Source organism: Ensifer adhaerens (assembly GCF_013283195.1).
GTDB lineage: Bacteria > Pseudomonadota > Alphaproteobacteria > Rhizobiales > Rhizobiaceae > Ensifer > Ensifer adhaerens_G.
The window spans coordinates 208,528-232,762 of record NZ_JABEKT010000002.1 but is presented as its reverse complement, the minus strand read 5'-3'; the positions used below and the strand labels follow the sequence as shown (position 1 = coordinate 232,762).

The 24,235-nt window shown below is 61.5% G+C and carries 20 protein-coding genes; 16 read left to right on the top strand and 4 right to left on the bottom strand.

Annotated elements, in window-relative coordinates:
- Positions 1–399: 399 nt before the first annotated feature.
- Positions 400–579 carry a hypothetical protein gene (locus LPJGGPFB_RS17570; protein ID WP_173421250.1) on the bottom strand — a complete coding sequence of 60 codons (180 nt, stop codon included), beginning with the start codon at positions 577–579 and terminating at the stop codon, positions 400–402.
- A gap of 419 nt (positions 580–998) precedes the next feature.
- Between LPJGGPFB_RS17570 and repA the strand changes: the two genes are divergently transcribed.
- From repA to LPJGGPFB_RS17545, 5 genes are all read left to right on the top strand, one after another.
- Positions 999–2,195 carry a plasmid partitioning protein RepA gene (gene repA, locus LPJGGPFB_RS17565; RefSeq protein ID WP_173421249.1) on the top strand — a complete coding sequence of 399 codons (1,197 nt, stop codon included), beginning with the start codon at positions 999–1,001 and terminating at the stop codon, positions 2,193–2,195.
- 3 nt (positions 2,196–2,198) lie between these two features.
- Positions 2,199–3,203, top strand: coding sequence for a plasmid partitioning protein RepB (gene repB, locus LPJGGPFB_RS17560; RefSeq protein ID WP_173421248.1), 1,005 nt, complete (start codon positions 2,199–2,201; stop codon positions 3,201–3,203).
- Positions 3,204–3,358: 155 nt separating this feature from the next.
- Positions 3,359–4,654 (top strand): plasmid replication protein RepC, encoded by a 1,296-nt coding sequence (repC, locus tag LPJGGPFB_RS17555; protein WP_173421247.1) that lies wholly within the window; start codon positions 3,359–3,361, stop codon positions 4,652–4,654.
- Between the two features lie 468 nt (positions 4,655–5,122).
- Positions 5,123–5,464, top strand: a complete 342-nt coding sequence (locus LPJGGPFB_RS17550; protein ID WP_234902923.1) for a hypothetical protein — start codon at positions 5,123–5,125, stop codon at positions 5,462–5,464.
- A 1,978-nt stretch (positions 5,465–7,442) separates the two neighbouring features.
- Positions 7,443–8,597 (top strand): RHE_PE00001 family protein, encoded by a 1,155-nt coding sequence (locus tag LPJGGPFB_RS17545; protein ID WP_173421246.1) that lies wholly within the window; start codon positions 7,443–7,445, stop codon positions 8,595–8,597.
- A gap of 249 nt (positions 8,598–8,846) precedes the next feature.
- Here LPJGGPFB_RS17545 and LPJGGPFB_RS17540 read toward each other — a convergent pair whose 3' ends face one another.
- Complete coding sequence (locus LPJGGPFB_RS17540) at positions 8,847–10,001, bottom strand: amidohydrolase (protein ID WP_173421245.1); 1,155 nt, start codon at positions 9,999–10,001, stop codon at positions 8,847–8,849.
- A 534-nt stretch (positions 10,002–10,535) separates the two neighbouring features.
- Entirely contained in the window at positions 10,536–11,360 is an 825-nt protein-coding gene (locus LPJGGPFB_RS17535) for an IclR family transcriptional regulator (protein WP_173421244.1), read from the bottom strand.
- Positions 11,361–11,509: 149 nt separating this feature from the next.
- Between LPJGGPFB_RS17535 and LPJGGPFB_RS17530 the strand changes: the two genes are divergently transcribed.
- From LPJGGPFB_RS17530 to proC, 6 genes are read left to right on the top strand one after another with little or no spacing between them, the layout of a single operon-like run.
- Positions 11,510–12,280, top strand: a complete 771-nt coding sequence (locus tag LPJGGPFB_RS17530; RefSeq protein WP_173421243.1) for an enoyl-CoA hydratase/isomerase family protein — start codon at positions 11,510–11,512, stop codon at positions 12,278–12,280.
- A 57-nt stretch (positions 12,281–12,337) separates the two neighbouring features.
- Positions 12,338–13,414, top strand: coding sequence for a polyamine ABC transporter substrate-binding protein (locus LPJGGPFB_RS17525; protein ID WP_173421242.1), 1,077 nt, complete (start codon positions 12,338–12,340; stop codon positions 13,412–13,414).
- Positions 13,415–13,425: 11 nt separating this feature from the next.
- Entirely contained in the window at positions 13,426–14,505 is a 1,080-nt protein-coding gene (locus LPJGGPFB_RS17520; protein WP_173421241.1) for an ABC transporter ATP-binding protein, read from the top strand.
- A complete protein-coding gene (locus tag LPJGGPFB_RS17515) occupies positions 14,502–16,268 on the top strand; it encodes an ABC transporter permease subunit (protein ID WP_173421240.1) in 1,767 nt (588 codons plus the stop codon). Before LPJGGPFB_RS17520 ends, LPJGGPFB_RS17515 begins: the two co-directional genes overlap by 4 nt.
- Before the next feature lie 21 nt (positions 16,269–16,289).
- Entirely contained in the window at positions 16,290–17,822 is a 1,533-nt protein-coding gene (locus tag LPJGGPFB_RS17510; protein WP_173421239.1) for an AMP-binding protein, read from the top strand.
- A gap of 47 nt (positions 17,823–17,869) precedes the next feature.
- Complete coding sequence (proC, locus tag LPJGGPFB_RS17505) at positions 17,870–18,688, top strand: pyrroline-5-carboxylate reductase (protein ID WP_173421238.1); 819 nt, start codon at positions 17,870–17,872, stop codon at positions 18,686–18,688.
- A gap of 18 nt (positions 18,689–18,706) precedes the next feature.
- Here the strand turns inward: proC and LPJGGPFB_RS17500 are convergent, their stop codons facing one another.
- Complete coding sequence (locus LPJGGPFB_RS17500) at positions 18,707–19,633, bottom strand: LysR family transcriptional regulator (protein ID WP_173421237.1); 927 nt, start codon at positions 19,631–19,633, stop codon at positions 18,707–18,709.
- Between the two features lie 286 nt (positions 19,634–19,919).
- Between LPJGGPFB_RS17500 and LPJGGPFB_RS17495 the strand changes: the two genes are divergently transcribed.
- Genes LPJGGPFB_RS17495 through LPJGGPFB_RS17475 form a run of 5 tightly spaced genes read left to right on the top strand, consistent with a single transcriptional unit; the run spans position 19,920 to position 24,173 of the window.
- Positions 19,920–20,696, top strand: a complete 777-nt coding sequence (locus LPJGGPFB_RS17495) for a 5-oxoprolinase subunit PxpA (RefSeq protein ID WP_173421236.1) — start codon at positions 19,920–19,922, stop codon at positions 20,694–20,696.
- Positions 20,697–20,712: 16 nt separating this feature from the next.
- The gene (locus LPJGGPFB_RS17490) at positions 20,713–20,955 is read left to right on the top strand and encodes an acetyl-CoA carboxylase (protein ID WP_173421235.1); all 243 of its coding nucleotides are present in this window, start codon (positions 20,713–20,715) and stop codon (positions 20,953–20,955) included.
- Entirely contained in the window at positions 20,952–22,337 is a 1,386-nt protein-coding gene (locus LPJGGPFB_RS17485) for an acetyl-CoA carboxylase biotin carboxylase subunit (RefSeq protein WP_173421234.1), read from the top strand. The genes LPJGGPFB_RS17490 and LPJGGPFB_RS17485 overlap by 4 nt, the downstream gene beginning before the upstream one ends.
- Complete coding sequence (locus LPJGGPFB_RS17480; protein ID WP_173421233.1) at positions 22,337–23,212, top strand: 5-oxoprolinase subunit B family protein; 876 nt, start codon at positions 22,337–22,339, stop codon at positions 23,210–23,212. Before LPJGGPFB_RS17485 ends, LPJGGPFB_RS17480 begins: the two co-directional genes overlap by 1 nt.
- Positions 23,202–24,173, top strand: coding sequence for a 5-oxoprolinase subunit C family protein (locus LPJGGPFB_RS17475; protein WP_173421232.1), 972 nt, complete (start codon positions 23,202–23,204; stop codon positions 24,171–24,173). The genes LPJGGPFB_RS17480 and LPJGGPFB_RS17475 overlap by 11 nt, the downstream gene beginning before the upstream one ends.
- Positions 24,174–24,235: the final 62 nt, after the last annotated feature.

The following is a 24,235-nucleotide window of genomic DNA, read 5'->3' as shown; positions in this document are numbered from 1 at the left end:
GCAGGTCGTTGCGGGCCGTCGGTGACGTCATCGCATCGACCAGCATGGCCCGGCCGCCGTCGATTGAAAAGGATCCAGCATAACATATTGTAATTATTTGATTTATCACTGAAATCAGGCAGCAACCTGACACACCGAATACACCGGGTGTGTGTCGCCGCGATCCGGCTTGCGTCTCAAGCGAAGGAGTTATGGCCATAAGGTTGCGCAGCGTTGACAGCTGTCAACCACTGGCTCCTCGTTTGGTCATATTGTCAGCTCGGTGACCGTGCCTAGCCTATGACGGCATCTGCTTTCCCGCGTTTCGCGGGAACACGTCCTGGATCGCGGGCTGCTTTCGAAAAGCAGCGAGACCGCCGATCACCGTTCAGGCATGCGACCTCAGTGTCTGTACCTGTGTCAGTAAAACAGGTGCCACGGGGTCAGAAAGGCCCGAGCCCATTCCTGTTCGCGCTCGCGCTCACGATCGTCCGCAGGCTCGCGCGGCGTCAACTCGATGCGTGGCTTAACCGCCTGCACGACCGCTTTCGGTGCTGGAGGCTCAAGGTAGCCAAGCGTCATCCCGCCGAGATAGAACATGTTGCATCCCTTCCAGTCCGCCTGACATCATCGTCATCGCATCACGATCTTGCCACAATCCAGCCCCCTGTCAATAGTCGACTAAATCCATATTCTAATAGCGTGAATTACAGGCGTCTCGGGTTATGCAGCCGCGGCGGTGTCGCGGCCTCCACTCGGACCTTAAACACCTGGTCCGATGACGCCCGTGGCGGTGCTATTGTGGGGCAGTGGAATCGGTCCGCAAGGACAGCTCTCCGAGAGCCATCACCAGAGTTGTCCGCGGACAACAGATGATCTCTCTGGCGCGTTCACCGGTGCGTGGAGCAGTTATACAGGCGTTCGGCTATCCATTTGTACATTCACACCGAATCGGATCATAGTGCATCTGCGCATATTGCCCCGATATGACAATTTTTGCGCAGTTTTTGGAGAACTCGATGTTGCAGCATAAAATCCATGGCCTCGATGTGCAGGAGCATTTACCCACGCTCCTGGCTGCCGATGCCTTGGAACTCGCGCATCAGCTCCAGCAGCATCAGAAGAAGATCTTCCCGCCGCAAATGCAAAAGACGTTGCGTCTTTTCAGCCCGGCCGAGGCCGCTGCCTTTATCGGAATCGGCGAAGGCTATCTGCGCCAGATCGCTTCAGAGGGCCATGGCCCCGAGCCGTTGTCAAACGGCCGGCGCATGTATGCGGTCTCCGATATCGAGCGCATTCGACGTGTTCTGGACGAAGGCGGCAAGTCGGGCAAATACGTACCGCATCGTCGCGGTGACGAGAGACTGCAAGTCATCTCAGTCATGAACTTCAAGGGTGGGTCGGCCAAAACAACGACCTCGGCACATCTTGCGCAATATTTGGCGCTTAGGGGCTATCGGACGCTTGCAATCGATCTCGATCCGCAGGCCTCGCTTTCGGCGCTCTTCGGCCACCAGCCGGAGCTGGACGTCGGTGAATCCGAAACGCTGTACGGCGCCATTCGCTACGAAAATCCGCGGCCAATCGCCGAGATCGTCCGCTCGACCCACATGCCCAACCTTCATCTGGTCCCCGGCAACCTTGAACTCATGGAGTTCGAGCACGAGACGCCGAAGGCGATGACCAGCGGCTCGGCCGAAACCATGTTTTTCGCGCGGATCGGCGATGTGCTTGCCGATATCGAGAGTTTTTACGACATCGTCATCATCGATTGCCCTCCGCAGCTCGGTTTTCTCACCATGTCAGCGCTGTGCGCCGCGACATCAGTGCTGATTACCGTGCATCCGCAGATGCTCGACGTCATGTCCATGTCCCAGTTTCTCTCGATGACCAGCGAGTTGATGCGCGTCGTCGAAGATGCCGGCGGCCGAACAAGCTACGACTGGATGCGCTATCTCGTGACCCGGTTCGAGCCGAACGACGGTCCGCAAAGCCAGATGACCGGCTTTATGCGATCCATCTTCGGCAACCGAATGCTGCACAACGCCATGGTCAAATCGACGGCCGTTTCCGACGCCGGCGTAACAAAACAAACGCTCTATGAGGTCGAGCGGTCGCAGTTTGTCCGCGGCACCTACGACCGCGCAATGGATTCCCTGACGCTCGTCAATGGCGAGATCGAGGACCTGCTGCGCAAAGTGTGGGGAAGGAAGTAAGCCGTGGCCCGCAAGAACCTCATCGGTGTTTCAGACAACCACTTCGCAGACGGCGAAGACGACCGCCCGCTGGCTAGTCGGCCAATCGTCGGCCTCAGTCCCGGCCAGCGGCCCTCGAGCCCGATCGGCGGCATTACGCGCTCGCTTTCGAATATTACGCAGAAGGTAGAGCGCGCACAGGAGCTGGAGCGCCAGCTCGCCGAAGGTCTGGCAATTATCGAGCTCGATCCCGCACTCGTCGATGCTTCCTTTGTCGCTGATCGTCTTGGCGTTGCAGCCGAAGCCGAGCAGTCGCTTCTTCAGCAAATCCGGGATCACGGACAACAGGTTCCGATCCTGGTTCGCCCGCATCCGAGCGAGGATGGGCGCTACCAGGTGGCCTATGGCCATCGTCGCCTGACCGCCATGCGAGAGCTCGGCAGTAAAGTCAGGGCTGTCGTTCGTGATCTCAGCGACGAGCAGCTGGTGATCTCGCAAGGCCAGGAAAACAACGCGCGCACCGACCTCTCGTTTATCGAGCGCTCGCTGTTTGCTGCGCGCCTGGAGGATCGAGAGTTTTCGCGTGATGTCATCATGTCTTCGCTGGGCGTCGACAAGGCTGCCCTGTCGAAGATGATCGCCATCGTGCGCCGCCTTCCCGTCGACCTCATCGAGGCAATCGGCGCAGCACCATCCATCGGGCGGCGGCGCTGGACCGAACTCGCAGATCTCGTGGCCAATGACGACAAGCGCACAGAAGCGCATGGTTACGCCCGCCGTTCGGATTTCCTGGCCCGCGAGAGTGATCAACGGTTCGAGACACTGTTTGCGTTCCTGAGCACCGTAAAGGTCAAGAGCCAAGCGGTTGCATGGGTGGCGCCGGATGATACCCGCCCCGTGCGCATCCGGGAGACAAACAGCGAAACGACGCTTTCCTTCAACAAGAAGGCCGCGCCGGGTTTTGCAGATTTCGTGAGGCAGAGGCTCAAATCTCTGTACCTCGAATATCAAGAGGAAACAGGAGACTAACAGAGCAAAAGAAAAAGGCTTCCGAACGACTAGCGCAGCGGAAACCCTTCTCTCGTGTAGCAACTAGAGAATCCCATTTCCGCGAATCACTGTCAAGCGTTTTTAACGTCGTTTCGGCGAACGAACTTCTTTTGCCTTTGAAAAGGTGAAGAAAGATGGAGCGTGGAAATGTGACGACGCCCTTTGGGCGGCGCGCGATGACGCTTGGCATGTTCGCAAGCCAAGTCGTCGCGAGCGAAATCGATTCGCATCAGTCGATCGATAAATGGAAACTGTTTCGGACCGTCTGCGAAGCAAAGGCAATCGTCGGCGTATCCGACCGTGCCTTGGCCGTGCTGAATGCATTGCTAAGCTTCTATCCGAAGCTCGAGCTGACCTGCGGCAAAGGCCTGGTGGTTTTCCCGTCAAACAACCAACTGGCGTTGCGCACGCACGGCATGGCCGGTACGACCTTGCGCCGTCATTTGGCAGCCTTGGTGGAAGCAGGCCTTATCCTCCGCAAAGACAGTCCCAATGGCAAACGCTACGCCCGTCGAGACACAAAGGGGTCGATCGGCGACGCCTTCGGATTCGATCTCTCTCCGCTGCTCGCACGCGCCCGCGAACTGCAAACAGCAGCAGCTGACGTCGCGCTTGCCCGCCAGGAGACACAGCTCGCCCGTGAGCGTCTCAGCCTTTGCCGTCGCGACCTCTTCAAGCTCATCGAAGTCCTGCGCGAAACCGATCCTGCGTCCGATTGCGACAGCCTGCAACAGCGTTACCTGCTCGCAGTCGAGCACCTACCAAGGAAACCAACGCTTGCTGAAATCGAACACGTGCTCAGCCAACTCGACCTATTGCGCGCAGACGTACTCAACCAATTGGAAAAACTGATAAATTTACAAAAACTGGCCACCAATGATAGCCAAAATGGCTGCCACATACAGAGTTCACATCCAGACTCTTCTACTGAATCTGTACGGGGCTTGGGACATGAAACGCAGGCAGGTTTGAGATCGAACAGCGGAAACAGCGTTCTCATCGAGGAACCGCTGATCAACGACACCCTGGCGACCGACCTTCGCGTCAGCCCCCGCCAGATGGCGACTGAACCGGGTCAATCCACACAGGCTTTCCCGCTATCGACGGTGCTGAAGGCGTGCCCTGACATCGTCGATTATGGTCCTGGTGGCGAAATCCGCTCCTGGCGCGACCTGATGACGGCAGCCGTGGTTGTCCGCTCCATGCTGAATGTCAGCCAAGGCGCCCATGACGAAGCTTGCCGCGTGCTCGGCCCGGAAACGGCGGCGGCGGTGCTTGCATGTATTCTGCAGCGCTCGGCGCACATCACGTCGGCTGGCGGTTATCTGCGCGATCTGACCCGCCGCTCACTCCGGAAGGAGTTTGCCATCGGTCCCATGATCATGGCGTTGCTGCGATCTCATCCTGGCAACGTCTCGCTAGCAAGCTAACGTCGAAGCATCGTTCGGTTTTGGAGCAGGTTGACAGCTGTCAACCGATGTTTACCCGCGCCCGGAGTTTAACATGCCGAGCGCATTGTATCTGTCCCGGCGCCGCCATACCTGACCATCAGACGTCAATCGTTCAGATTGCGCGATAAGGTTCTCGCCGGTTTGACGGGAGAAGTGTGGCCCACGTATCGACGGGATATGTTGAGCGATGCGATAGGGAATCTGCGCCCTGTGACACATCATAACGTTGCTTGATCGTTGGAAGAAGCGAGTTGACTCGTCTCAAGCTCGGGATCTCACAGCTGGCAATTCGAGAGCAACGACGAGCGTCGATCCGCTGAAATTGTCAACGAGCCCAGAGAGCGGTTGTGAGGCGCATCAAATTGCCTTGCGTTTCGACGAAGGCCGCGCGTAACTTCTCTCTGCGCGCGGTATTAGCGCCGACATGCGTCAACCTCGGGGACGATTATGTATTTCAACAGGATGACATTTAGATCTTCGTTCGTCTCGCTGATGATTTCTCTGGCGGTCGTCGCCTCACCGGTGGCGGTTCCCGGTAAAGCAAGCGCTCAAACCAACATCAACATCAACATCGGGGTTGGCACCAGCCTCAACAGCGGTCGTGGCATAACGTGCAGTCAGGGAGAACGGTTGCTCCGTAACCGCGGCTTCCGCGATATTCGTCGGGTCGACTGCCGTGGCCGATTTTTTGTCTATCGCGCATGGCGCGGCAATACCCGCTTCGAAATCGGAGTTCGTCAATTTGACGGCAGGATTGTCGACATGCGGCGTATCGATCGCCGGAGATAGACGGGCTTTACAATGTCCGTGGGTGAGTGTGCCCCATGAGGATCGATCCGGAGGCATGGCCATTTGACGTCACGGCCACCATCCGGCCTCGGCGAGTAGTTGGTGGGCGTATCAATAATCCCAGCCCTCGCTGACCCTAGGGGCAAATTTCTGCATCCGGTACTTCAGTGTATAGCCCGGCTGATGTTGGCGAACCTATGGGAAGTTCTCAAAAGCAGGACCGAAGGGATGTGCGCACAGAGAGAGCGTTGCGCGCCGGTTGTCTGCAGCGAGAACTGTGGCAAGTTGGATGGCAGACTTTTCGCTATTCCACCGCGGTTGCAGCCGTTAAACAACGCAATGCGGCTCTGGTGGATGGATCGGATAAGGCCTTGTCCGGCAAGCGGGACGGCGCTCGAAAGGAAGTTAAATCAGCGATAACTTCCCTCACCCGAAGCCCTGGTCTGCCTATGTCGATCGACGCAAGACAATTGGACTTTTGTACGAGGTGAGCTGCATATCAGTCGATTGAGGCTGGATGTTCTTTTGCGCCACAAGACCTGCCGTACCGTCTACGTGCGGTGTGAGCCCGGGAGATCTGCGTGCGGTCAAAAGCGCTATGCTATCCTCCGAGATACGAGAGGGCGAAACGATACTGCGGATCTCCACGGGGGTAGACAGTTGGGCTGTGTTTGCCGCAGTCATTCAGCGTGTTGACAGCTGTCAACTCTGCCGGCCGCATCCATCTGGATTTCGACCCAGTGGAACAAGGCTTGGTTTTCCCGTGAATGACCCGGTTTGTCGAATCAGCAGCGTTCGGTTTGGCTGCGATAATGGCCCCACATGCGCCATCGGATTAGCGCGGCTGGCGGTCAAGTCAGGGTGACGGCGCTCTGGGGCAGCGCACAAGCAAGGGTTCATTGTTCGATTTTGGAGAATGAAACGCGGGCAAGAACACCATGGCGACGGTGACATCACACAGAATGTGAGCTGTCTCTTCGGTTGCTTCTGTGGGGCAGGACAGTCTGTCCGGACTGACGGGTGTTCGCGCCGCTGTCCCCGTACGAGGGTTTCAGTCAAGGTCATTGGTATCTCCAACCATCGGCATGCATCGGGTTCCTTCGTCGCTAAGATTTCCTGAAGCGGGTGGGTGGGCAGGAGTGCGCTATTCTGTGATCTCAGCGGCGGAGGAGGCGCGCCGCATTCGAGATTCTTCGGGCGGCAATGGATGCCGTTGACAGCTGTCAACTCGTTGCGGAATAGCAAGGCGTGTCTGCGAAACGATGCTGTTCGGCACGATGTAGATGCGACGACCTGGCCGCCGGTAGTGGCCGCCCCACCACCTGGCAATGGCTAAGGCGCTTTTGTTGGTCTGCATAGCAGCAACCTTTTGGACTGATGTCAGCGGTCGAAGGCGTCGGCAGTGCCTGTGGCTTTGGCTGAGTGGAGTTGCGCAACGCTTGGTAACGTGGTTGTCAAGGGGCTCTGATCTCGGGTTATTCTGCGGATGGTTGGAGTGCATCTGAAGTGGTGTGATCGCACAACTCCGGTCTCGCCGCCATCAGTTGACAGCTGTCAACACGAAGCCCTGACGCACCCGTTGCCCTTACCGGCAGGCGAGATAGATCTGTCACTCCGATTGTTGTCTGCTGCCACTCCCGTCCGCTTTGTGCGGAGCGTCAGCCCATCGCTGCCCAATACCCTTCCTGCCACTTTCAGAGCTGTTATCGGAATAGAAAGGATGCAGTGTTATCCTGGTGATGTCGGCCGTCTTGCGTTGCGAATGCCCCGTAAGAGCGTACAATGACACGGTCAAATCGTTCGATTCGAGCCTGATTTGCGCTCAATAGTAACGTTGCGTGGCCAATCTGGCTCTCCGGCTTGATCGACGCAAAAACCCGACGACAATCACTGCACTTTTCGGTAAAAAGACGCATCTTGTGTGTCGGAAGAAAACGACCGGATTTCTTCCGTTTGCCGAAAATAGCGTGTGATTGTAATGCGATACGATATCCAGAATTCACTCCTGCAGACGCTCTGTTCTGCATCCATCGATGCGGAAGACCGCCTCGCGCGGCTGGATGAGCGTGCCGGCCGCCACCCGGTCGCCGAAGGTTTCCGCGAGCGCGGTCAGTTCTTCGATGCCGCCAGTGCGCTCTGGGTTGCGGGCGAACTCGTCCACGTCGAGGACCTCGTGCTGCATGATGCGCATATGGATGCCCGCGCACCGACGCACGAGTTGACGATTGCCCACGCGATCCTGCGGACGCGCCGAAGGATCTGGCTGTCTGATCCGGATTGGGCACTGTCGAACGTCGGTCTCGGGGTGCTTCGGGGCGAGCAGGTTGGTGCCGGGACTGCGTTGCTCGATGCGGACCGGGGGCATTCGACTGAGGCGGAGGAGGAAGAGGACGCCGCCATTGACGACGATGCGGGCGACAACCCGCTATCCCTCGAATTCGCCGAGATCGACGCGGCGATCGAACGGTCGCAACGCCTGCTTGACGAACAGGCGGGTGAACCCGGCGAAGGCGGATTTGGCGGAACGGAACGCCCGTCCGCGCCGGAGCCCAAGGGGCAGCTGGGATTGCTTTTCGATGACGAGTGGGATGAGGGCGCACGGCTCGAGGCATGGCGGTCGCTGATCCCGGCGGCGGATCGGTTGCCGGCCTGCCTTGGTGCCGCGATGCTTTTCGATGCGTGGGAACAGATCGAGCCGCTTCGCAGGCAGCATTGGCTCGGAGGGTTGCTCGTCGGTGCTTACCTGCGCGCCCGCGGCAAGGTGACGTCGCATTTGCTCTGCTTCAACACCGGCCTGAAGACAATCCGCCACGAGCGACGCCGGTCGAAAGAGCAAGAGGCTCGGCTGAGGGCTTTTCTCGAAGCTCTGGTTCTCACGGGAGACCTTGGTCTCAAGGAACTGGACCGGCTGTTCCTTGCCAAGACCCAGATGGAAATGCGCGTGCGTCACCGCCGATCAAACAGCAGCCTGCCGAGCCTGATTGAGCTTCTGCTGTCCCGGCCGATCGTATCCGCCGGGCTTGTCGCGCGGCATGTCGGCGTCACCCAAAGGGGAGCGCTGAACCTGGTTCGCGAACTCGGCGCCAAGGAGATGACGGGCAGGGGGCGGTACCGCGGTTGGGGCATACTGTAGCCGACCGCAGCGTCGGCAACCATTGCCGATGATGATATTGGGTCTCGCCAAATTTTGCAGGCGGCAGGGTCTCGCCCGCTACGACGGCGTTTCAGATGTAAACCACAATCGACGACGGCAAGGAGGCGGGCCCGGATCACCGACGCTGCCGCCGGTCCGGATCGGCAACTGTTGCGCCGGCACGATCTGGCGACCGGTTTCGACCCGCTTGGCCGCAATGATCGAGTTCGGCCTCCGGCTACCCGGCGACTAACCGAGCAGATTGCGGATCGTGCGCATAAAGGCACGGGCACCCACCGCGATCAGGGCGTCGGGAAAGTCGTAGTCGGGATTGTGCAGGCGAGGGTGGTCCTCTCCCGCCCCCAGGAAGAACATGGCCGAGGGGGCAACGCGGCCGAACAGGCCGAAGTCCTCCGATCCCTTCATCGGCAGCGCCGTAGCGCCTCTGTCATGGCTGATCTCTTCGTCGACAAGCGCGCGACGCAGTTCGTCGACGGCCGCCGGCGCATTGCTGCATTGATGGAAGATGTCCTCGTAGCTGATCGACGATACCAGTCCTGCGGCCTCCGCATGGCTACGGACAAGCGTTTCAGCGCTCTCTACCAGGCCGGTCATCCGCACGTCCGTCAGCGTGCGCAAGGTCGCCCAGATCTCGGCGCGACCCGGGCTGATGCCGAAGGCGGGTTCGCCAAGGCGCGCATGGGTCACGGTTACCAGCGTGAAGTCGGCATCGAGGCGGCCGCCGGCGCCCAGGCCGGTCAACTCCTCCAAAAGCCTGGCCATGGCGAACGTCGGGGCGATGCCATCCTCCGGGCAGGAGGCATGCGACGTCTTGCCGGAAAGCACGATCTTCATGCCGCGCGAGGCACAATTGACCGGACCTTCCGCCAGGGCGACGTGCCCCAGCGGCAGGCCGGGAAAGTTATGCAGCGAAAACACGAAGTCCGGTTTCAGCGCTTCGAATTTCGGGTCGGCCAACACGGCGGCAGCCCCAGCTCCATTCTCTTCGGCCGGTTGGAAAAGCAGGATGGCCCGTCCGCGTGCCGGTCTCCTGTGAGAGAGACCTTTGGCAAGTGCGATCAGGATAGCCGTGTGGCCGTCATGTCCGCAGAGGTGTCCCTTGCCGGCGATTTCGGATCGGTGTGGCAGGGATGAAAGTTCTTCGATCGGCAGAGCATCGAGTTCGGCGCGGATCATGACGGTCGGACCGTCGGCCGCTCCTTGATAGACGGCCGCTATCCCGTGTCCGCCGAGGCCGGTGACGATCGCGTCCGGTTCGCTTGACCGTAGCGCTTGGGTCACCGTCCTGGCTGTCTCGGCCTCGTGGCCGGATAGCTCCGGCCTGCGGTGAAGTTCGCGCCGAAACGCGGTGATCTCGTCCAGTTCGCCACCATTCAAAAACATGCCCAACATCCCAAACTAGAAAATCGACCCCGTGGCGCGCCGACGAGCGAGCCTCGATCCCGGCAGCGAATGTGAAGTGGCGTTTCGGCTCTGTCCAGAGCATCCCGTTCTTCAGGTGGAATCACGAAAGGGGGATAGGACGCTCCAGCCATGAAGGTGAGATTGAAGGAAGGGTGCGTCGACGACGTCGTCGAAGGGATACCGCCATCTCGTCATTCGCGACCGCGGGCCGCAGCGGGTGCGCCATAGCGTCTGGATCGCGACCGAGCAGCGGTTGTCGGGGCAGCCACAAATCGACCTCCATCCGGGCGGCCTGCATGCGCTTTGCCTGGTATCCCGGGGACTGGATCCGCGAGGAACTGGCCACAGGTCAGATCAACCCCTTGCCGCTAAAGGAGGGAGCGGAGCGTTGGGGGCGATGTATCTCGTCTATCCCGATCCTGATGGTGCCGGTCCGGGCGTCCGCCGGTTGGGAGAGATCATCCGGCGCGAGGCGCCGAGCATCGCTTAAGCCGTTGGCGCGAGGCTGAGCACCTATCTGCGGGCGCCGCCGACAAGTGATATCGAACGCGCGGCGGCCGTCACCAGCGGGGCGAAGCGTTCTTCGGTTTCTTCCGGCGTGTAGCGGCTGCGTGATACCGCGATGTTGATCGCGCCGTAGGGCGTGCCGTTGGCATCCAGCACCGGGGCGGCGATCGACAGGTCGCCGTGAAAGTATTCCTCGAAGGCCGTGGCGTAGCCCTGGGTTGCCGATTGTTTCAGCTTTGCCTTCAGCGCGTCGAGGTCCCAGGTCGTGTGCGGCGTGAACGGGTAGAGGTCCGATTTTTCGAGAATTGCATAGGCTGCGGCTTCTGGCAGGCCCGACAGGATGGCGATGCCCGGCGCCGTGCAATAGGCCGGCAGCCGCGTGCCTGTGATGACGTCGTTGTTGAGCACGTGTCGGCTCATGAAGCGCGACACGAAGACGATGTCGGTATCGTCAAGCACGGTGAGGTTGACAGTTTCTTCTGTCGCTTTGCTCAGGTGCAGAAGATAGGGCATGCCCCGTTCGACGAAGCCGCTGGCGCGGGTGTAGTGGTAGCCGAAATCAAGCGCCTTCACCGTCAGCTCAAAGCGCTTGGTATCCGGGTTCTTGCCGAGATAGCCGAGCTTTGCGAGCGTGTGGGTGAAGCGTTGGGCAGCGCTCATGTCGAGCCCGGTTTCCTCGGCGATCTGCGACAGGCTGAGGTTCGGGCGGCGACCATCAAAGGCTCTTAAGACCCTGAAGGCCTTCTCGACCGACTGAACCAGCAAGGGATCGCGGTCTTCCCCCGGCGTTTCGTTTTCGTCCGTCGCAGCCTTGTTCGCCTTGCGCGCCATCAATCCCCCGGTCCTCACCGTTTCCCGCATATCGATAACAGAATCGCCAAGCCTAGGAAAAGGTGCTTGACAGCTAAAATAAACATAATCACACTATGACATAACAATTATCGCATTGCAATAGTTGTTTCATCGCAACGGAGAAAATCATGGACCGCTTCATCCTGACTGAACGGCGCGGCGAAGTCGGCGTCATCACGCTGAACCGCCCCGAAATCCTCAATGCATGGCACAGCCCGATGCGCCAGCAGCTGGTTGCTGCCTTCAAGGCCTTCGAAGAAGACGAGGCGGTCCGCGCCATCATCCTCACCGGTGCCGGCGATCGCGCCTTCAGCGCCGGCCAGGACCTGAACGAGACCCGTACGTTCGATGGCGCCCGCGGTCAGGAATGGGTGGGTGAATGGGAGCGGCTCTATGATGCGATGCGCTCGCTGTCGAAGCCGCTGATTGCAGCGCTCAATGGCGTTGCCGCCGGCTCGGCATTCCAGGTGGCACTTCTGTGCGATTTCCGCATCGCTCATCCCGGCGTTCGCATGGGTCAGCCGGAAATCAATTCCGGTATCGCCAGCACCACGGGCCCGTGGATGATGCGCGAGATGATCGGCTTGTCCCGCACCATCGACCTGACCCTCAGCGGGCGTCTTATGGAGGCGAATGAATGCCAGGCCATCGGCATCATCAACCGCATCGTGCCGCAGGAACGCGTCATGGACGAAGCCCTGTCGCTGGCGCATGAACTCGCCGCCAAGCCGCCGGTCGCCATGCGGCTTGACAAACAGCGCTTCAGGGAGATGACAGAGGCTGGTTTCCGCGACTGCCTCGAAGCCGGCGCCCGTATCCAGCGCGAAGCCTACGCTTCCGGCGAACCGGCGCGGATGATGGAACAGTTTCTCGCACGGCGTGCGGCAAGCAAGGCCTGACAAAGGCCAGGCCGCTTATGGGAGGCGGCGCGCAATCCAAGATAAGAGGGTAGAACAATGACCAACGACAAACGCATTCTGATTGATCGTCGCAACCTGCTGAAAATCGGCGGAGGCCTGGGCGTTGCCCTGGCCGCGCCAGCCATCTTCACGCGGCACGCCTTCGCCGCCGAAGCACTGACCGTTGCCGATCCCGGCGGTCCTTATAGCCCGGGATACCGCAAGGCCTTCTACGATCCCTTCGAAAAGGCGACCGGCATCAAGGTCATCAATGTCGCCCGCGATGCCGAACCGACCGCGCAGTTCCGCGCGATGGTCGAGACGCAATCCTACAGCTGGGACGTCTGCACGCTGACGCTGTCTGCCCGCGACATTCTGGAAAAGCGCGACCTGCTCGAACCGATCAACCTGCCGGCTGCCGACGTGCCCGGGCTGATGCCCGACGCGCTCACCGAACTGTGGCTCGGCGTCGACGTCTATTCCACCATCATGGCCTACCGCACCGATCGCTTCGACGCCGCCAATGGTCCGAGCTCCTGGGCCGATTTCTGGAACGTCGAGAAATTCCCGGGTCGTCGCGCCCTGCGCAAGAACCCGATCGATACCCTGGAGCAGGCGCTACTTGCCGACGGCGTGCCGCTTGCCGAACTCTACCCCCTCGACATCGAACGCGCTTATGCAAGCCTTGAGAAGATCAAGCCGCATGTCGATGTCTGGTGGACCGGTGGTGCACAGTCGAGCCAGCTGATCCAGAGCGGCGAAGTCGACCTGATCGCGCTCTGGAACGCCCGCGCCCAGGCGGTCATCGACGGCGGTGCGCCGGTCAAGATCGGCTGGAACCAGGGGCTTTACTCGATTGAGGGATGGGGCATTCCCAAGGGCTCGCCGCGCGCGGATATAGCCCGGCAGTTCGTCCGGTTCTGTGCCGATCCGAAGCAGCAGGCGCTCTTTACTGAATTCCTCGCCTACGGACCGACGAACCTCAAGGCCTATGAACACATCCCGGCAGAACGCGCCGCGGCGCTTCCGACCTCCGAGGCCAATCTCAAGGTCATGACCATCGCGCGCGAAGACTGGTGGAGCGCCAACCGCTCCGAAATGACCGAGCGCTTCAACGCCTGGATCCTGGGTTAAGGGGAAATTAGATGCTCGCGAAGCCCGAACAAGCCACTCGCCCCAAACTTCTCGTCGACGGACTGGCTAAGAGCTACGGTGCCACCGTCGCTCTGAAACCCACGCACGTCGCAGTCCAGACCGGCGAGTTCCTGACGCTTCTCGGGCCTTCGGGCTCCGGCAAGACCACTTTGCTGCAGATGATCAGCGGGCTGGTCCTGCCGACGGAGGGCCGCCTGTTCATCGACGGCAGCAACGAGACGGACACGCCGGTGCACAAGCGCGACATCGGCCTAGTCTTCCAGCACTACGCCCTGTTTCCGCATCTGACGGTGGCCGAGAATATCGGCTTTCCCCTGAAGATGCGCGGCAAGAGCACGGCCGAGATCGACAAACAGGTCAAGGGCGCTCTGGACATGGTTCAGCTCGGCCATCTGGCCGGGCGGTTCCCGCGCGAGCTTTCGGGCGGACAGCAGCAGCGCGTGGCGCTTGCGCGCTGCTTCGTCTACCAGCCGTCGATCATCCTGATGGACGAGCCGCTGGGCGCGCTGGACAAGAAGCTGCGCGAACACATGCAGTTCGAAATCAAGCGGCTGCACCGGCAGACCGGCGCAACGATCATCTATGTGACGCATGACCAGGAAGAGGCGCTGGCGCTGTCGGACCGCATCTGCCTGATGAACCACGCCATGGTCGAGCAGATCGGCCCGCCGCAGGAAATCTATGCCCGGCCGCGCACGGCCTTTGCTGCCGATTTCATCGGCATCTCCAACATCTTCCGCGGCCGCGTCGAGATCGGCTCCGGTGGTGCCGCCCATCTTTCGACCGAAAGCGGCCGCTTCCGGATCGATGGTACCGGCCTTTCCAACAATGCCGAGATGGCGCTGGTGGTGCGGCCGGAGCATCTCGAACTCGGCTCGACCGGGGCAAACGAAATCAGCGGCCGCGTGGCCGAAGTCGTCTATGCCGGCTCGGAAACCCGCCTGCTCGTCGACATTTCGGCCGGTGAACTGGTGACGGTTCGTGTTCTTCCCGGCAAGCCGTTACCAAGCATCGGCGAAACCATCATGCTCAGCTGGGCGCCGGAAGCGGCCGTGCTGGTGACGCCATGACCGCCGCCGCCATGACCCCAGCGCGCGCCGCGCGTTCCAGCCGCTTCCGCTTCGGCCCGCTTTGGCTGGCGGTGCCGGGTATCGCCTTCCTGCTGATCTTCTTCCTCGTCCCCGTTGCAAGGCTCATGGGCCTCAGCCTCGAAGACGCCGACACCGGGGCGATGACCGCCAGCCACTATGCAAGGATCTTCGAGACCGACGTTTACTTCCGCGTCCTCCTGATCACGTTCCGCATCGCCGGGCTGACGACGCTCTTCTCTTTGTTGCTCGGCTATCCCTTGGCCTACTGGCTGTCGCGCCTGCCCGACCGAACGCGCGGGACGATGATCCTTCTCGTCATGGTGCCGTTCTGGACAAGTTATCTCGTCAAGAGCTTCGCCTGGGTCATCGTGCTTGGGCGCACCGGCGTCATCAACCAGATCGGTCTTGGATCGGGTCTGCTCAGCCAGCCGCTCGAACTGCTGCACAATGAAATCGGCGTGATGATCGGCATGGTCCATGCCATGGTCCCGCTTGCCATCCTCACGATGTTGCCTGTGATGACCGGCATCGATCGCCGGCTGACACAGGCATCGGGAACGCTGGGCGCGACGCCGGCTAAGGGCTTCTGGCTCGTTTATTTCCCGCTCTCGCTTCCGGGTGCTGCGGCTGCCGGCCTGCTCACCTTCATCTCCTCGCTCGGCTTCTTCATCGTTCCGGCTCTGCTGGGCGGCCGCCAGCAGACGATGCTGGCGCAGCTGATCATCGTGCAGGTCCAGGAGATCCTGAACTGGGCCTTTGCGGGCGCGCTCGCCGCCATGATGCTGGTCGCAGCATTGGTGACCTGCTGGCTCTACGACCGGGTCTTCGGTCTCTCCAGCCTCTCGGGCGAACCCTCTGATGGAAAGGCTGGCAAGACTGGTTTCCTGCGTGCCCTCGGTTTGGCGATCCTCGATCGCGTCGCAACCGTCAGCAGCGCCATCGCGGCCGGCAGCCACCGCCTGCTGGGGGCTGCGGTTTCGAGCCGAATGCTCGGCATCTACAGCCTCATGATGTTCGCCTTCCTGATGCTGCCGACGCTCGTCGTCCTGCCGATCGCTTTTACCAGCTCACAGTTCCTCGAGTTCCCGCCGCCGGGATTTGGTCTCGAATGGTTCCGGACCTACTTCACCTCGGACCTCTGGGTGGCGGCCACCATTCGCTCCTTCGGCGTTGCCTTCGCGACCGCCATCGTTGCAACGGTGATCGGCGGCTTTGCGGCGCTCGCGCTTGCCCGTTCGCGCTCGCGCTGGCGGGGCATCATCTTCGCCTTCTTCCTGGCACCGATGATCGTGCCGCGCATCGTTATCGCCGTCGGCCTGTTCTACCTCTTCGCCCAGATGGGTCTCGTCGCCACCGATCTTGGTCTCGTCATCGGCCACACGGTGCTGGCGTTGCCCTTTGCCTTCGTTGCCATCGCGGCGGTGCTGAAGAGCTATGACTGGCGGCTCGACCAGGCGGCGGCCACGCTCGGGGCAAACCGGGTTCAGGTCCTGCGCTTCGTCACCGTGCCGCTGATCAAGAGCGGTCTGACGGCAGCGTTCCTGTTTGCCTTCATCACCTCGTTCGACGAGCTGACCGTGGCGATCTTCGTCAGCGGCGGCGTCAAGACGACACTGCCGAAGCAGATGTGGGACGACATGATCCTTCAGCTCAACCCGACGCTCGCGGCGGTTTCCGTCGTCGTCTTCATCGTCGTGACGACACTTCTCCTGGCGGCGGAAAAACTCCGCCGCTCCACCTGACACACCATCCGAGATCCTCCCATGACCGTTTCTCTCGAAGGCTTCCTCGGAAGCTTCACGACCAAGGCTGCCCGCAAACCGGAACAGGTGTTCGCCCGTTTCAACGGCGAGCCGATCACTTTTGCCACCCTCGATGCCATGTCGGCAGCCCTTGCCGCCGAGTTGCGACGGCGTGGCCTGAAATCCGGCGACCGCGCCGCTGTCATGATGCGCAATTCGCGCCTGTCGCTGGCCGTCCTGTTCGGCCTTGCCAAGGCCGGCGTCGTCTGGGTGCCGGTCAACGCGCAGCTGCGCGGCGAGGGCCTGCGCTACATTCTGGAGCATTGCGAGCCGGGGGCCGTCATCTGCGATGCGGAGCTTGCCGAGACCATCGCCGAATGCGGTGCTGCTCTGCCTGCGGCCGGGCTCATTCTTGCGGGCGAACAGGCAGGCGAGGGCTCTCTGGAAACAATCCTGTCGTCAGGCGCTGCCTTCGACGAGGAACCGCCGGCGGCCGACGATCTGTTTGCGATCATGTATACCTCCGGCACCACCGGTCGGCCAAAGGGCGTGCTGGTGACCCACGGCATGATCCGGCTTGCCGGCGAGGCGGTGCGCACGCTTTCGGTCGCCGGTCCGGGCGATGTCTTCTTCGTCTGGGAGCCGCTCTATCATATCGGCGGTGCGCAGCTGATCGTGCTGCCGATCATCGAGGACCTGTCGCTCGCCATGGTCGACAGGTTCAGTGCCAGCCGTTTCTGGGACCAGGTGCGCAGCTACGGCGCCACCCACATCCACTATCTCGGCGGCATCCTGCAGATCCTTTTGAAGCAGCCGGAAAGCGTACGCGACCGCGAGCATCCGGTGCGGATCGCCTGGGGGGGCGGCTGCCCGAAGGAGGTCTGGCCGCTGTTCAAGGAACGTTTCGGCGTCGAGATGCGCGAGTGCTACGGCATGACGGAGGCCTCGAGCATCACCACCTGCAACGCAACCGGTGTTGTCGGCGCCGTCGGCCAGCCGATGCCCTGGTTTTCGGTCGATATCCTCGACGACAAGGGCGCGCCGGTGCCGACGGGCGACAAAGGAGAGATCGTCGTGCGGACCTCGCTTCCGGGCGCGCTGTTCAAGGGTTATCTGCGCAATCCGGAAGCAACCGAAAAGGCTCTTCGCAACGGCGCGCTTCATACCGGCGATTCCGGCTCCTTCGATGCCGATGGCAATCTCTGGTTCCATGGCCGGCTCACAGATAGCGTCCGTTGCAAGGGCGAGAACGTTTCTGCCTGGGAAGTGGAGCATGTCGCCGCCGCCTACCCGGCAGTCGAAGACTGCGCCATGATCGGCGTTGCCGCCGATGTCGGCGAGCAGGATATCAAGCTTTTCGTCAAGCCGAAGCCGGGCAGCGCCATCGATCCGATCGACCTGTCGGGATGGCTTTCCCATCGTCTCGCACCCTACCAGAACCCGCGCTACATCGCCGTTGTCGACGAGTTCGAGCGCACGCCGAGCCAGCGCATCATGAAGCACCGGCTGCCTGCTGGTCTCGACAACTGCTGGGATCGGTTGGCACGGCAGTAGGGCCGAGGTTTTTCGGACGAAGACGGTGAACGAAGGGAAGCGGCGGGATGGATCAATCTGACGAGATCGTGCTGGTCGGCTGTGGCAACATGGGGTTTGCGCTGCTCGAAGGCTGGGTCGGGCGTGCGGGTATTCCCGCCGGCCGAATTCACGTGATCGAGCCTGCGAAGGCCCTTCGCAGCCGCGCGGCGGCTGTGGGTGCCACCGTCCATGCCGATGCGGCCGAGCTACCACAGGCGTTGCGGCCCCGCGCCGTCATTATTGCCGTCAAGCCGCAGGTCGTTCGTTCGATGCTCTGCGCTTACCGCCGGTTCGGCGGAAAGGCTGCTTTTGTCAGCATTGCCGCCGGCGTGCCGATATCGACCTTCGAGGCGACGCTTGGCGAAACAGCGATCATCCGCGCCATGCCCAATATGCCGGCTTCGATCGGGCTGGGGGTGATCGCCGCCTTTGCCAACGTCCATACCGACGACGGCCAAATGGCCTATGTGACAAACCTGCTCGCGGCCGTCGGCGCCGTTCATTGGCTGGCGGAGGAAAAACTCGTCGATGCGGCGACGGCGATTTCGGGGTCGGGGCCGGCCTACCTCTTCCATTTCATCGAGTGTCTGACAGAGGCGGGCGTTGCCGTTGGTCTATCGGCGGAGACTGCGCTCGCCTTGGCAAAGCAGACGGTCGAGGGTGCTGCTGCTCTTGCCGGCACCAGCGGCTTTTCGCCGGCAGAGTTGCGTCAACAGGTGACCAGCCCGAACGGCACTACGGCTGCAGCGCTCCAGGTCCTGACGGCCGAGCCATGTCTGGCCGAACTGATGACGCGGGCGGTCGCCGCTGCACATCGCCGGGCGCTGGAGCTTGCGGTCGCCTGATCGCCGGCCGGAGATGTGTCAGGGCGTCGTGAACGACGCGTCGCGCACACCGGGAATATGAAAGGTCTGCTGGAAATAGGACCGCAGCGCCTGCATCGGCGGCGTGAATTCCGCCCCGCGCCGCCAGGCAAGGCCGACGTCCATGGCAGGCACCGGATCGCGCACGGTGATCGTCTCGATGCGCCGGCCTTCGAGCGACCAGGGGCGATGAACCATGTCGGACAAAATGGTCACGCCCTGGCCATTGGCGACCAGCGAACGGACCGCCTCGACCGACGAGGTCCGGAGATTGACGCGCGGCTGGTAGGTCGAGGCGCTCCAGTATTTCAGCGACGAGTGCGCTGCCTCGTCGACCGTCAGCATGATGTAGGGTTCCTCGGCGATCTCGCGAAAACCCACGCTGTCGCGTTGAAGTAGCGGATGCTGGGCCGGCACCCAGAGCCGGCGCGTCGAACTCATCAGCTTTTCGGTCGTCAGCGCCGGGTTGAGGATGTTGGACGTCAGGAGCACGGCCATGTCGTAACGGTTTGTCAGCAGGCCTTCCTCGATCGATTCCCGCTTGAGTTCGAACAGCTGCAGTTCGAGTTTTGGAAACCGGCGCCGCAGCCGCTCGATATGCTGCGGCAGGAAGTAGCCGATGACGGTATAGGTGGCGGCGATTGCCAGCGTGCCCTCGACGGCGCTGCTGACGACGTTGAGATGCGTCGCCTCATCCACCTTCTTGAGGATTTCGTAGGCGTGCGAGAGGAACTCCCGCCCTGCCATCGTCAGGTCCATGCCGCTCGGCGTGCGCAAGAACAGATTGGCGCCGACGATGCGCTCCAGCTCCTTGATGGCCGTGGTGACTGCGGATTGGGAGATCGAAAGATCGATCGCCGCCTGCGATATCTGGCCAAGTTCGGCGGTTGCGACGAAGTAACGAAGCTGGCGAAGGCTGATCGACATCCGCATTTCCCATCTGATTATTTTATAATGCGGCTGAAAAAATCAGAAAGTCTGCCGCACTTTTGCGCAACCGGTTGATCGTCCTTCAGGCATCCTCGTCTAAACCTCTCTAAAGACGCTAATTTTTGCAGGCGCTTTTTGCAACTGCGAATTCTGAAATTCAGATAATCGGCATATGAAAATAGAATTTTTCAAATGCTTCGTTTCACCCTAGCGTTTCCCGAGAGGTCAGGGTTGCCGGGAGAGCAATCTCCAGGAGAGCGACCTGCAACAGAGGGATGAGGCATTGCTCGACGTCGTCGACATCAATTGCGACATGGGAGAAGCGTTCGGTCGCTGGCGCATCGGCGATACGGACGATGCGACGCTGATGCCGCTGATCAGCTCCGCCAACATCGCGGCCGGTTTCCATGCCGGCGATCCCAACCTGATGGATGAGACGGTTCGGCTTGCCGCCGAACATGGTGTCGGCATCGGCGCCCATCCTGGCTATCGCGATCTGCAGGGGTTTGGCCGCCGCAAGATTGCCGGCACGCCACGCGAACTCGTCAACGACATCGTCTATCAGGTCGGCGCGATCCGCGAATTCGCGCGCCGTCATGGCGCACCGCTGCAGCATGTGAAGCCGCATGGCGCGCTCTATATGGAGATGGCGGTCAACCGCGAACTCTCGCAGATCTTCATGCAATATATGCGCACCGTCGCGCCGAACGCCTTCGTCTTCTGCATGGCGGGATCGGCGACGGAGCTATCGGCACAGGATGTCGGCCAGCCCGTCATTCGCGAGTTCTATGCCGACCGCGATTATGACGACAGCGGCTCGATCGTCTTTACCCGCGATGCCGGCCGGCCGGATGCCGCGGCAATCGCCCGCAAGGTCGTTCGCGCTTGCCGGGAAGGGCGGGTGCGCACCGTCACGGGCGCCGATGTCGAGGTCCCGTTCGAATCCATCTGTTTTCATTCCGATACGCTGGGCGCGCTCGATATCGTGCGCCTCATGCGGGAGGGGCTGAGTGCCGAAGGCATTCGCATCGCTCCCGTCTCTCAGGTCAAAACCAGATAACATAGCGGAGGCAACCATGAGCAAGCACGAAATTCGATCGCCCCTTCCAGGAACCTTCTATCGCTCGCCTGCTCCGGATGTTCCGCCGTTCAAGACGGATGGCGATGCCGTTTCCTCCAGCGACGCCATTGGCCTGATCGAAGTCATGAAGACCTTTCAGGAAATCCAGGCCGGCGTGGCCGGCGGCAGCATCCGTTTCCTCGTCGACAATGAAGAGCCTGTCATGGCCGGCCAGGTGATCGCCGAGGTCGAACAATGAAACTGCGCTCGGTTCTCGTTGCCAATCGCGGCGAAATCGCCGTCCGCATCATCCGCGCCGCCAAGGCGCTCGGTATCCGCACGGTTCAGGTCTATAGTGCCGCCGACGCCGACATGCTGGCCGTCAAGCTCGCCGACGAGGCGATCGAGATCGGGCCACCTGCGCCGAAGAAATCCTATCTCAACATAGAAGCGGTGATTGCGGCGGCCAAACGCGCCGATGTCGATGCGGTTCATCCGGGTTACGGTTTCCTGTCGGAGAACGGTGATTTCGCCGATGCCGTGGTTGCCGCCGGCCTCATCTTCATTGGACCTTCAGGCGATGCCATCCGCCTGCTGGGCGACAAGGTCGCTGCACGCGCTGTTGCCGAGAAGGCCGGCGTGCCGACGGTTCCGGGCAGCGATGGCCGGATCTCCAGCCTGACGGAAGCGCTTGCCGTAACGGAGCGCACCGGCTTTCCTGTGATGATCAAGGCGGCAGCCGGCGGCGGTGGCCGCGGTATCCGTATCGTCAACGATCCGGCCGAACTGGAAACGCAGTTTCCGCAGGCGTCCGCCGAAGCGCTGGCATCCTTTGGAGATGGCGGCCTCTATCTGGAAAAGGTCATCACCCGCGCCCGCCACGTCGAGGTGCAGATCCTCGGCGACGGTACGGATGTCGTGCATTGCTATGAGCGCGAATGCTCGCTGCAGCGCCGCCGGCAGAAGGTCTGGGAAGAGGCGCCGTCCTTCCTGCTTCCGTCCGATGTGCGCAAGAAGCTCTGCGACAGTGCCGTCGCGCTGGCGCGCTCCGTCGGCTACCGCGGGGCAGGCACGGTCGAGTATCTCTATGACGACGAGACCCGCGAATTTTACTTCATCGAGGTCAACACCCGCATCCAGGTGGAGCATCCGGTCACCGAGATGATCACCGGCATCGATCTGGTCGAGGAGATGTTCCGCATTGCCGCCGGCGCGCCACTGTCGGTCCGCCAGGCCGATATCGCCGTCAAGGGCCATGCGATCGAGTGCCGGATCAATGCCGAGGATCCGAGACGCGGTTTCATGCCGGCGCCGGGCAAGATCGAGAGGCTCGATGTGCCCGAGGGCGAGGGTATTCGTTTCGATACGATGCTCTACGAGGGCTACGTCATCCCGCCATTCTACGATTCCCTGCTCGGCAAGTTGATCGTCTGGGGCGAGGACCGCAGCGCCTGCCTGGCGCGGCTTTCGCAGGCGCTGGCAGAACTGAAGATCGAAGGCGTGCCGACGACGATCCCGTTGCATCGCGCACTGGCCGCTGACGCACAGATCGCTACGGGCGCCTTCCATACCCGCTTTCTCGAGACATGGCTTGAAACTGAATTTGCCGCCGATGGCGGCCGTGCCGCGGAGGTCGCGTGATGCCGACACGATATACGTTCGGAGGCGACGAGCACCTGTTCGTCGAGTGCAGCGACGAGATGTCGTTGGAAGCCTTCTTCAAGAGCCTCTCGATGGCCAACGGCGTCAAGGAGAGCGGCATCAAGGGCATCACCGAGATCTGCCCGGCCAATGCGTCGTTCCAGATCAAGTTCGACCCGGATCAGATCAAGCCTGATGACGTGCTGAAGGAAGTGCGCGCCATCGAGGGGGCTGCCGAGCGGGCCGAGCCGGTCATCCGCACCCGCATCGTCGAAATTCCGGTCTTCTACAACGACCCCTGGACGCATGAGACGCTGATGCGTTTTCGCGAGCGCCATCAGGAGCCGTCGGGAACCGATCTCGACTATGCGACGAGGATCAACGGCTACGGTGATGTCGACGATTTCGTCGCTGCCCATTCCGGCTCGCCCTGGTTCGTGTCGATGGTCGGCTTTGTTGCCGGCCTGCCGTTCATGTACCAGATGGTCGAAAGGCAACGGCAGATCCAGGTGCCGAAGTATCTGCGCCCGCGCACCGACACGCCGAGGCTGACCGTTGGCCATGGCGGCTGCTTCGGCTGCATCTATTCGGTGCGCGGTGCCGGTGGCTACCAGATGTTCGGCATCACGCCGATGCCGATCTTCGACCCGACGCAAACCACCAGCTATCTTCGTGATTTCATGGTGTTCTTCCGCCCAGGCGATATCGTCAAGTTCAAGCCGATCGACCGGGACGCCTATGACCAGGCGGTCGAGGATGTCGACAAGGGGCGCTTCAGCCCGCCTGTGCGCGAGGTCAGCTTCGACCTGCGCGAATTCCAGAAGGATATCACTGGCTACAACACCCGGCTGGAGGGCATGATCAATGGCCATTAAGGTGCTGCATCACGGTCTTGCGACCACTGTCCAGGACCTTGGCCGTCCGGGCTACTTCCACCTCGGCATTCCGCTCGGAGGCGCGATGGATCGCTACGCGATGCGCGCCGCCAATCTGCTGGTCGGAAACGACGAGGGAGCCGCGGGTCTTGAGGCGGTGTTCCTCGGCCCCAAGCTCGAATTTACCGAGGACGCTACCGTTGCCGTGACCGGTGCCGACATGCCGGTCAAGGTCGACGGCGTCGAGCAACCGGGATGGACGGCCTTTGCCGTTCGCGCCGGGCAGACGCTGACCTTCGATTTCCTCAAATCCGGCGCCCGCATTTACATCGCCGTTGCCGGCGGCATCGACGTGCCGCTGGCGCTTGGCAGCCGATCGACCTACCCGATCGGTGCGCTCGGTGGCTACAAGGGCCGGCCGCTTGCGGCGGGCGACGAACTGCCGGTTGGTGCAGCCAATGGGTCGGGTGAAGGTCGCTCGGTGGCTGAGCCGTTGCGCCGCCTGCCCGCAGCCCCCGTGGCGCTTCGCGTCCTGCCCGGTCTCTACTGGGATCGCCTTTCCGACGAGGCCAAGCGGAGCTTCTTTGCCGACGAATGGAAGGTGGCGCCGGAGGCAGACCGCATGGGCTACCGCTTCCGCGGTGGCACCAAGCTTTCCTTTGTCGACCGCGAGCAGCCGTTCGGCGCTGGCTCCGACCCGTCCAACATTGTCGACAGCTGCTATCCCTATGGCTCCATCCAGGTGCCCGGCGGAACCGAGCCGATCATCCTGCATCGCGATGCGGTATCGGGTGGCGGCTACTTCATGCTCGGAACGGTGATCTCCGCCGACATGGACCTGATCGGGCAGATGCAGCCGCATACGCCAACCCGCTTTGTCGAGGTGACGATGGATGAGGCATTGGCGGCGCGGGCAGAGGAAAACGACCGGCTGGAAGCCCTGCGCACGTCGCTGCGCTGACGAGGCCACAGGAAGCGGAGGGGAAGATGGAGCGCGGGCATCGGAAGGGACAATCGGTAGCC